Annotated in this window: 9 protein-coding genes; 5 read left to right on the top strand and 4 right to left on the bottom strand. The window is 47.4% G+C overall.

The genetic code is table 11. From position 1 onward, the window contains the following. From EA408_13295 to EA408_13285, 3 genes are all read left to right on the top strand, one after another. Positions 1 to 1,292: thioredoxin domain-containing protein (locus tag EA408_13295; protein ID TVR68588.1), on the top strand; the 1,292-nt coding region annotated here is incomplete at its 5' end. A 380-nt stretch (positions 1,293 to 1,672) separates the two neighbouring features. Further along, complete coding sequence (locus EA408_13290) at positions 1,673 to 3,205, top strand: GH3 auxin-responsive promoter (protein ID TVR68587.1); 1,533 nt, start codon at positions 1,673 to 1,675, stop codon at positions 3,203 to 3,205. 21 nt (positions 3,206 to 3,226) lie between these two features. Next, the gene (locus EA408_13285; GenBank protein TVR68586.1) at positions 3,227 to 4,936 is read left to right on the top strand and encodes a DUF4038 domain-containing protein; all 1,710 of its coding nucleotides are present in this window, start codon (positions 3,227 to 3,229) and stop codon (positions 4,934 to 4,936) included. Positions 4,937 to 4,994: 58 nt separating this feature from the next. Here EA408_13285 and EA408_13280 read toward each other — a convergent pair whose 3' ends face one another. Then, positions 4,995 to 6,956, bottom strand: a complete 1,962-nt coding sequence (locus EA408_13280; GenBank protein ID TVR68585.1) for a hypothetical protein — start codon at positions 6,954 to 6,956, stop codon at positions 4,995 to 4,997. A 123-nt stretch (positions 6,957 to 7,079) separates the two neighbouring features. Here EA408_13280 and EA408_13275 point away from each other — a divergent pair, with 123 nt between their 5' ends. Then, a complete protein-coding gene (locus EA408_13275) occupies positions 7,080 to 7,433 on the top strand; it encodes a hypothetical protein (protein TVR68584.1) in 354 nt (117 codons plus the stop codon). Between the two features lie 115 nt (positions 7,434 to 7,548). On the opposite strand, the gene EA408_13270 is transcribed toward EA408_13275, so the two are convergent. Next, positions 7,549 to 7,986, bottom strand: a complete 438-nt coding sequence (locus EA408_13270) for a hypothetical protein (protein TVR68583.1) — start codon at positions 7,984 to 7,986, stop codon at positions 7,549 to 7,551. Positions 7,987 to 8,151: 165 nt separating this feature from the next. Here EA408_13270 and EA408_13265 point away from each other — a divergent pair, with 165 nt between their 5' ends. Beyond that, positions 8,152 to 8,511 (top strand): hypothetical protein, encoded by a 360-nt coding sequence (locus tag EA408_13265; GenBank protein TVR68582.1) that lies wholly within the window; start codon positions 8,152 to 8,154, stop codon positions 8,509 to 8,511. A 53-nt stretch (positions 8,512 to 8,564) separates the two neighbouring features. Here EA408_13265 and EA408_13260 read toward each other — a convergent pair whose 3' ends face one another. Together EA408_13260 and EA408_13255 are read right to left on the bottom strand one after the other, a co-directional pair. Then, positions 8,565 to 8,825: a Txe/YoeB family addiction module toxin gene (locus EA408_13260; GenBank protein ID TVR68581.1), complete on the bottom strand. Its 261-nt coding sequence runs from the start codon at positions 8,823 to 8,825 to the stop codon at positions 8,565 to 8,567. Then, a partial coding sequence (locus EA408_13255) for a hypothetical protein (protein TVR68580.1) occupies positions 8,816 to 9,037 on the bottom strand: 222 nt, incomplete at its 5' end. The genes EA408_13260 and EA408_13255, both read right to left, overlap by 10 nt.

The following is a 9,037-nucleotide window of genomic DNA, read 5'->3' as shown; positions in this document are numbered from 1 at the left end:
GTTTCGCGCGCTACTCGACCGATGATAAATGGAAGGTCCCGCACTTTGAGAAGATGCTTTATGACAACGGCCAGCTCCTTTCCTTATATTCCAATTCCTGGAAGGTTATTAAAAATAAGCTTTTCAGGGATGTTGTGTACCGGACGACTGACTTTGTCAGAAGGGAGATGACCTCACCTGAGGGCACTTTCTTGTCTGCTCTTGATGCCGACAGTGAAGGAGAGGAGGGAAGATTCTACACCTGGGATAAGGAGGAAGCGGAAAAAGTGATGGGCGAAGATGCCTCCCTCATGCAAAAATATTACAGCATCGGCAGTGAGGGTTACTGGGAGAATGGCAGGAATATCTTGCTCAGGACTGAAACGGACAGCGATTTTGCCGCCAGGCACGGCATGGATGAAAATTCACTCAGGGAGATCGTGACAAGGGCAAATGCAAAGCTTCTCAATGCTCGTTCGTCGAGGGTTCGCCCTCTGACCGACACAAAGGTGATCGTTTCATGGAACGCTTTGATGATCAAAGGGCTTGCCGACGCCTATTCAGCCTTTGGTGATCCCGGGTTTCTCAAAATGGCTGCAGACGCTGCCGATTTTATTATTGATAATTCCATTTCCCCGAAAGGGAAATTATCAAGGCTTCTTACGGGGGGCGTGCCTGCGATCGATGGGTTTCTTGAGGACTACGCCCATCTTGCAGATGCACTCATAAGACTTTACGAGGTCTCTGCGGTGCCCCGTTACCTGCTTAAGGCGCGCGACCTGACTGCCTGCGTGCTGGATAACTTCAATGCCCGGGGCACGACCATGTTCCCTTTTTCGGCTGATGACGGCGAGAAGCTTAAAGCCCCCTATTTTGAGCTGTCTGACAGCGTCATCCCTTCATCAAACAGCGTGATGGCGCTTAACCTGTTTCGCCTGGCCGGCTATTTTGAGAAACCTGAATGGAATGCCCGCAGCCTGAGGATGCTGGCCGATATCAGTCCCTATCTTCAGAAATCGGCCATTAACCACACCAACTGGGCCAGGCTTGTCCTGTACAGGGTGTACGGACACTATACACTCGCCATCACCGGGCCCCGGCCGGAAGAAAGGGCGCTGGAAGCCGGCAGGATGTACCTGCCCGGTATAGCCGTGGCCGCATCAGGTTCTGAGGATGATGATATTCCCCTTTTCGGGGAAAGGTATAAAGAGGGTGAGACCTGGTACTATCTCTGCTCCATGGGCAGGTGCAACCTCCCGGTCAGGGACCTGGGGCGGGCACTTTCACAGTCGGGCCATTTCCGGTTTCCGTAAACCGTATGCTTCCCGGACCATATTTTTCGGCTTGTTTACTATCCTTGTAATCCGTAAGGTTCCGGGTCCCTGTTATACGCCCATTGCCGCATCCCGGTAATCAGCCCGGATTCCGTCCACCTGATTTGCAAGGATGCCGGTCTCCGCAATCTGCCAGATTTACGGTATTGTAAACCACCAGGGATTACCCTTTCTTGGTTTTAGCCATGAATTTTAATAACTTGCAGCTTGTAACTCCAGGTGTTATCTTGCTGAAATACAGGACTTATGTCGGAAAAGTCGCAGCCAGCACGTAGCGGGACCCGACGGCAGGCAGATGTTGTTCTTATATTTCAGCGGCGAAGAAGCCGGCAGAATTGTTACTTTGACTGATTTGATTTATGGCAATTATTGGAGAAATATTGAAAAGGGCGGTTGCGGTTTCACACACGATTATTCATGAACCGGACCCTGTCCCCGCGCAGAAGAAAGTGCTGGCCGGACTCCTGGAAAAGGCTGAGAATACGAAGTTTGGTACTCATTACAGGTTCAGGGATATACAGTCAGCCGAAAACATCCGCAAAGCCTATGCTTCTGCAGTTCCCTATCACGACTATGACAGGATATTCAAAGAATGGTGGAAAGATCTGTACGAAGGCGCTTTTGATGTCACCTGGCCGGGGAAACCGGATTTTTTCGCGCTCAGCAGCGGTACCACCAGTAACTCCAAGACCATTCCCGTAACTGATGATATGCTGGAATCAATAAGAAATGCTGGTATCAGGCAGGTTCTGAGTCTTGCGGAGTTTGACATGCCCCCCTCTTTTTTTGAAAAAGAGGTGCTTATGCTGGGCAGCAGCACGAGTCTGAAAAAGGTGAGAGGCCATCTCGAGGGTGAGATCAGCGGCATATCTGTCTACAACATTCCTTTATGGTTTAACCGGCTTTTCTATAAGCCCGGGCCTGAAATTTCCAGCATCGATGACTGGGACGAAAGGGTAAGTCAGATCGCAGAAAAGGCTCCAGAGTGGGATATCGGGGGTTTATCAGGAATACCTTCCTGGATAGAGCTTATGCTCAAAAAGGTGATCGAACATAACAAGGCAGGGAATATTCACGATATCTGGCCCAACTTGCAGGTCTACACTTCAGGAGGTGTCAGCTTCGAGCCATACAGGCAGAGCTTCGGCAAAATATTTGGGCGGGATGTGATCATTCTTGATACCTATCTTGCCTCAGAGGGATATCTTGCAACCCAGCTGCGCAGGGATACCGATTCAATGGCATTGCTTACAGACAACGGGGTATACTTTGAGTTTGTTCCCCTCAAGACAGAAAATATCAATGAAGACGGTTCGGTGGCAGAGGGAGCACAGGCTCTCACTATAGAAGAGGTTGAGGAAAATGTGGATTACATACTTATCATCAGCACGGTTGCAGGAGCCTGGCGTTACATGATAGGAGATACCGTAATGTTTACAGACAGAAAGCGGGCCGAGATCAAGATCACCGGGCGAACCAAATATTACCTGAATGTGGTTGGATCGCAGTTGTCAGAGTTCCAGATGATAAAAGCTGTAAACCAGGTTGGGGAGGAGTACAATACAGATATACAGGAGTTTACGGTTAGTGCGGTAAAAAGAGGTGATGATTATGTGCATTGCTGGTATCTCGGGTGCAACGAAAAGCCTTCTGACGGGAAAGAGGAGATCGCCAGGAGGCTCGATGAGATATTGCAGGAAGAGAATAAGAATTACAAGGTTGCACGCAGCAAGGCTTTGAAAGATGTTGAAGCTGAGCTGGTCACTGCAAAGCTTTTCTACGACTGGACCGAGAAGATGAAGAAGAAGGGGGGGCAGACCAAGGTCCCGAAAGTGATGAAGGAGGATGAGTTTGCAGAATGGGAGGCATTTGCGTCCGGCCGGGGGTATTGACACCAATTAAACTATTGCTATATGTTAAGGTCATCTTTTTTCGTTCTTTCTTTCGTTCTTTATTCCGTTTCATCACTGGCAGGAGATCATTCCTGCAAGGTTTGGGAGGTAATCGAGTTGTCTTTTACAGCCACTGAATCAATTGACAATCCTTACGGACAAATACCGGTTGACGGATCTGCTGATCACCTCGAAGTGGCCTTCAGGGGAATTTCCGGCCCTGCTGAAGGTAAGGTAATGACATTAAAAGGGTTCTGGTATGAAGGGAATGCATGGAGGGTAAGGTTTGCCCCTCCTGTTCCGGGGGTATGGGAATACATGAGCTATTCGGCCGATGAGGGTATGGATGGCGTAACGGGTACAATAGATGTCAGGGAACGCACCGCATTGGAACTTGAGGAAAACCCTGCAGGCAGGGGATTCATACGGGTGAATGACAAAGGCCCCCGTTCGGGCAGGTATTTCGAATATGCCGATGGCACTCCCTTCCTGTGGATAGGAGATACATGGTGGAACTGGGCCAAGAGGAACATCCCCTTCAGCCGGTTCAAAGAGCTTGCCGATGACCGTGCAAACAAGGGTTTTACAATGGGACAGCTGTTTGTGCCCGGAAACGGATGGGGGGGAATTGCAACGATCCATGAGGACAACTTTACCCGCATTGATACAGATCATATCAAAAAGATAGACAGCATAGTATCCTATGCCAACCAGGTGGGCATTACAGTCTGGATCCATGCCTGGTGGACCAGGGAGGGCATGGCAGAAAATATCGGAGAGGAGAAGATCATGAGATGGTGGAGGTACCTTATCCACCGGTACGGGGCTTATAACGTGGTATGGGTGGTTTCCGGGGAATACAATCTGTATAATTACGGGGGATTTCCTCTTGATTTCTGGGAAGATGTAGGCAGGATGATAAAGGAGGAAGATCCGTATGAAAGGGCTGTCAGCACTCATCCGACCCCGCCCGGATGGGAGGGAGGAGCCGATGCCCCCCAATGGTCAACCGCTGAGGTGCTTCACCATGCAGACTGGCTTGATTATAACCAGAGTCAGACAGGACACGGCAGGTACCGCAATGAGCTTACACCTGAGATCGTGGCTGACAGCTACCGCAGGTATCCGCCTAAACCGGTTGTCGTTACCGAACCCTGGTACGAGTTTGTTGAAGGGAATCCCCGGGCCATGGATATCCGGCTGGGAGCATGGTCGGCATTCCTGTCGGGTGCTGCAGGCCATTCCTATGCCGGTGGCCATGTATGGAAAGCACACGTTCCCGAATCGCGGATGGGACCCGATGCATGGCCGATGGACCTGGGTTTTGAGACAAATACCATGGATTACCCTGGTGCCGTCTCCATGGGAGTTATGTCAAGGTTTCTCCAGGGAACGGAATGGTGGCGTTTTGAACCGGCACCCGGACTGGTGTCCGATTATCCCGACCGCTATGCATCTCACATACCGGGCGAAAAGATACTGGCTTACCTCAGGTACGGCGGCGGTGCGAAGATTGACCTCTCCCTCTTTCCGGAGGGAACACCGTTGAGGCTGACGTGGCTTGATCCGTCAAACGGGGAGACACGTTCAAGAACGATGGCCTCACCGGGCAGCACGCATTTTATCAGCTCACCAACCTCTTACCCGGGAACACTGGAGTACAGGGACTGGGTCATGCTGTTGGAAAAGGCTGATTCTAATGCTCATGCCGGTCAACGGCAGCCGGAATAGTTATTACAGCAGTCTGGATTTTTAAAGCAAAAACTGCCATCAATATTTCAGTTTTTTGTTATTGCCGGGTTACAACGGCTGAAAACCCGCCACGGGGCAGCATATGAACTACATGATCATGCCCGGGAACGAAATCTACAGTATTAAAGCTAAATGACTTATCATCAGCCCCGTCTGAAATAATATCCATCCGGTAATTGCCTTCAGGCAAAAAATCAAGATGGAATCCAACGTGCCTGGATTCATTAAGTCCGCTTATGCCGCTTACATACCAGATGTCATCATTTTTGCGTGCCAGGATAACCATCTCTCCGGGAAAACCATCTATATAGCGGGTCTCATCCCATACAACAGGTACATTTTTCAGATATTCAACTACATATTCCGGCTGGTTACGATAGGAATGATCACTATCGGCAAAATGCTGCAGACCTGATTCAAATATTACTGCCAGTGCAAGTTCATGAGCATGAGTTGTAATTTTAGGAAATTGTGAATCAGAGAAAGTTACCGGCGTATAATCCATAGAACCTATTACATTTCGGGTAAATGGCAGAATAGTATTTGCTATTGGTGCATATTCGGAAAATCCCGGTGCAAATTTATATGATTCAGCTCCTCTTACCGATTCCATTGTCATAAGGTTAGGATATGTTCTTTCCCATCCTCTTGGTATAGTTGACCCGTGAACATTGACCAGCAACCTGAATTCAGCAGCATCTTTAAGAATATCATGATACTGTTGCATAATGCATGCCTTATCACTTTGAAAAAAGTCAACTTTGATAGCCTTTACTCCCCAACGGCTGATCCTGCTGAATTCTTTTCTCCTCGGTTCTTCCAGGTGCATCAGGTCGCGAGGGGCTTCTGTAATTATATTATGAGGCCCGCCCGAATTATACCATAATGCAATTCCTACCCCGACACTATTAGCGTACCCGACTAGCTCTTCTGCTGTGCCTCCCTGCATCTCATTCCAATTTGCATCAACAAGAAAATACTCCCAACCCATTTCTGCTGTAAAGTCGATAAACTCTTTCAACCTGTTGAAGTCACGGGGACTATCACTTTCTGACCACCAGCTCCATCCTGATCTTCCCGGTTTTATCCATGAAGTATCATCCAGTTTATTTGGTTCGCTCAGATGAAAAATCAAATTTGACTCAAGAATGGTGCCCGGATTGTCTCCAATTACAGCGACCCTCCAGGGTGTTTTGAATGGCAAATTAATTTCCGGCCGGGAAGGGCAAACACCCATTGCTTCCTCTTCGAGTGGCAATATCAGTGTATACAGTCCCTCAACCGGATTGCCATCAACATACATTCCTGTATAACCCTCGTCCATGCCGGCATCACTTATTAGTAACCAGTCCGTTCCCGTATGGAAAAGCATGGGGAAGGACCAGCCGTTTTTGTTTTCGGGAGCCGGGGTTCCTGCCGGTATCCTGTTCTCAAAAAATGTTTCATAAGCAGGTGCCCATTTCCAGATAGTATCATATGGTTGCATCCAGGCATCACTATTTTCAGGAATCTTAAAGCCGGTTAACTCCTGTGTTAGAGTATAGGACTGCTGTTCTGTGTTTTCAAATTCATAATTAAAAGCAAATCCATTGTCAAAAACCCTGAAATTCAATACAAAATTCTCACCATCAGGGTTTTCAAATCCGAGGTTGAGCTCATTCCATTCCGGATTGTTTTCTCTCCTCTTTCCGGTTAAAAGCTGGTATGAATCCATAAGGTCTTGATGTTCCTCTTTGAATAAGAATCTGAGCCCGTTTACAAACGAGGCTTCTTCAAATACTATTCCCAGGGGAGATTTATCTATGACTAACCGGGAATGGTTTCTGATGGAATAGTAAAGGCTTCCCTGGTCATCAAGACCCACGTTGACCGAGATCTGATTACCGGGCGAATATATAACCCAATTATTATCAGGTTTCCGCGAACATCCCATAATAATTAGTCCGCCGAAAAGCAGAATAAAAGCAGTTCTTTTTACATTGAAGTTTTTATAATTCATTATCTGTGAGGTTTAATTATTATTGAACTTCCAGTTACTGCAAAATAGTACAAAAAATCCATAGTGTATGAATTATGAACCTTTTTTTATTGTAATGGTACCAGAATCCTGAGAAAAGCGGGAGTGGGGCTGGCAGCCATATTAACTGCCGGTTGTGCCGAGGATGCCGGAAACAAGGACTGGCAGGCTCACCTGATGGCAGTCTATGCCGCACAGGTTTACAGCATGGATCTGGGAATAGGCAGGGTGATCAGTGCACTTGAAAGGTATGATCTCATGGATAACACTCTGATAGTCTTTCTGTCAGACAATGGTGCAAGCGATGAGGTGATCCAGGGGCAGAACACCCGGCACGGCTATTTTGAAAACGGCGGCACAACCCCCGACGTCTACCCCGGGGGCCCTGACACTTATGCTTCTTACGGCCGGGCATGGGCCAATGCCGGCAATACCCCCTACAGGAGATACAAGCGGTAGATGCACGAGGGAGGCATAGCAACTCCTTTTATTGTTCACTGGCCGCGTGTTGTTGAGCCGGGGCAGATTGTTCATCATGTGGGAAGAATGGGCAGTCAGGGCAAATGTAAAATGATCAGTGACGGTAAAATGTCTTGCCGACGATCTTCCAGCCCTCCTCAAACTTGTACAGGGCAAGGTAATCGGTAAACTGCCTTTGTCCCTGCCTGTATAGTTCCAGTTTCACCATTGCAGCGGTGCCAACAACGTCAATATCGAGGTATTTTACTGTGGCAGGGTGCGGCGGGCCGTCCGGATAAGCTGCTTTCTGCTTCTCATTCCTGGCGATCCATGCCTCTATCGGCATTTCCTGTATCTGGTTGTCTACCAGCATAAGCATCACAAATTCAGGCACGAAATGCTGCCTTATAACACCGGGATCGCCCCAGTTCTGGATGCCGTCAATATAGGCTTTGTCGATCACCCTTTTGATCTCTTCAGCATCAGGTGCGGTGTTGGCGCTTACCTGAAGGCTTAGTAAAGCTGCAGCAAGAAATAACAATAGTTTTTTCATATTACATGATTTTTTGCTGGCAAATGGAATTTCCCATGCTAAATCGACTGCAGGTCAAATGAACATGCAGTCAACTTATTATTTGCCTGTTTAAGAATACCCCAAAAATATGAATTTTATAATACTTTTACCTGAGATTATCAGTCAAACCGTTACCAGTAAATTATGAAGTACAATCTTGAAGTCTGCTCATTTACCATTCAGAGCTGCATAATTGCTGAGGAAGCCGGGGCTGCGAGGGTTGAGCTTTGCGATAACCCGCTTGAAGGCGGAACAACGCCATCATACGGTACGATAAAAAATGCAAGAGATAAGATCAGCATCCAGCTGTTTCCAATAATCAGGCCAAGGCCCCGGGACTATTTTTATGATGATGATGAATGGCAGATAGTTGTTGACGATATTGCCATGTGCAAAGATCTGGGATGTAATGGTATAAGTGTTGGAGTGCAAAAATCCGGCGGAGAAATTGATGCCGGCCGGTTGAAACGGATCGTGGAACTTGCCTGGCCGATGGAGGCCTGAAACCCCTTCTCATCGAAAAAAAATAGTCGAGCAAGAACTATTCCTTTAGTTTCTCAAGTGTAGTGATACCGTAAAGACAGAACCTGAATTTCGTTGTTAACAACTCTGTAAATCAGACGATGTTCTCTATTTATCCTGCGACTCCACCACCCGGACAATTCATATTTTAATTCTTCAGGCTTACCAATGCCACTATAAGGATGTTTCTGAATATCCTTCAACAGGTTTGTAATTCTGGTCATGATTTGCTTTTGACCAGATTTCTTCCAAAACACAATATCTTTATTTGCCTGCTCAAAAAGGACTACTTCCATATATCCTCAACATTCATACGCACACCTTTATCGGTGCCATTCTCAATGTTTGCCAAAGCATCCTTAAGCCGTTGGGCATTTGCAGTACCCGATAATAAATACTCCGTTTCATCAAGATCTGCCAGTGGAATAATTGCAAAAGCCTCATTGCGTCCACGTTGTATTATAAGACGTTCCTTTTTTGCAAGATCCAAATAATATTTCTGTTTATC

It is taken from the genome of Marinilabiliales bacterium (genome assembly GCA_007695015.1).
Taxonomy (GTDB): Bacteria; Bacteroidota; Bacteroidia; order Bacteroidales; family PUMT01; genus PXAP01.
The sequence above is the reverse complement of the archived record's forward strand: the minus strand, read 5'-3'. Positions and strand labels throughout refer to the sequence as shown.

What these genes read in the sequence shown, in the direction of transcription:
- EA408_13270 (TVR68583.1), bottom strand. Translation starts at nt 7,986, where the DNA reads ATGAAAAAACTATTGTTATTTCTTGCTGCAGCTTTACTAAGCCTTCAG.
- EA408_13260 (TVR68581.1), bottom strand. Translation starts at nt 8,825, where the DNA reads ATGGAAGTAGTCCTTTTTGAGCAGGCAAATAAAGATATTGTGTTTTGG.
- EA408_13280 (TVR68585.1), bottom strand. Translation starts at nt 6,956, where the DNA reads ATGAATTATAAAAACTTCAATGTAAAAAGAACTGCTTTTATTCTGCTT.
- EA408_13285 (TVR68586.1), top strand. Translation starts at nt 3,227, where the DNA reads ATGTTAAGGTCATCTTTTTTCGTTCTTTCTTTCGTTCTTTATTCCGTT.
- EA408_13290 (TVR68587.1), top strand. Translation starts at nt 1,673, where the DNA reads ATGGCAATTATTGGAGAAATATTGAAAAGGGCGGTTGCGGTTTCACAC.
- EA408_13265 (TVR68582.1), top strand. Translation starts at nt 8,152, where the DNA reads ATGAAGTACAATCTTGAAGTCTGCTCATTTACCATTCAGAGCTGCATA.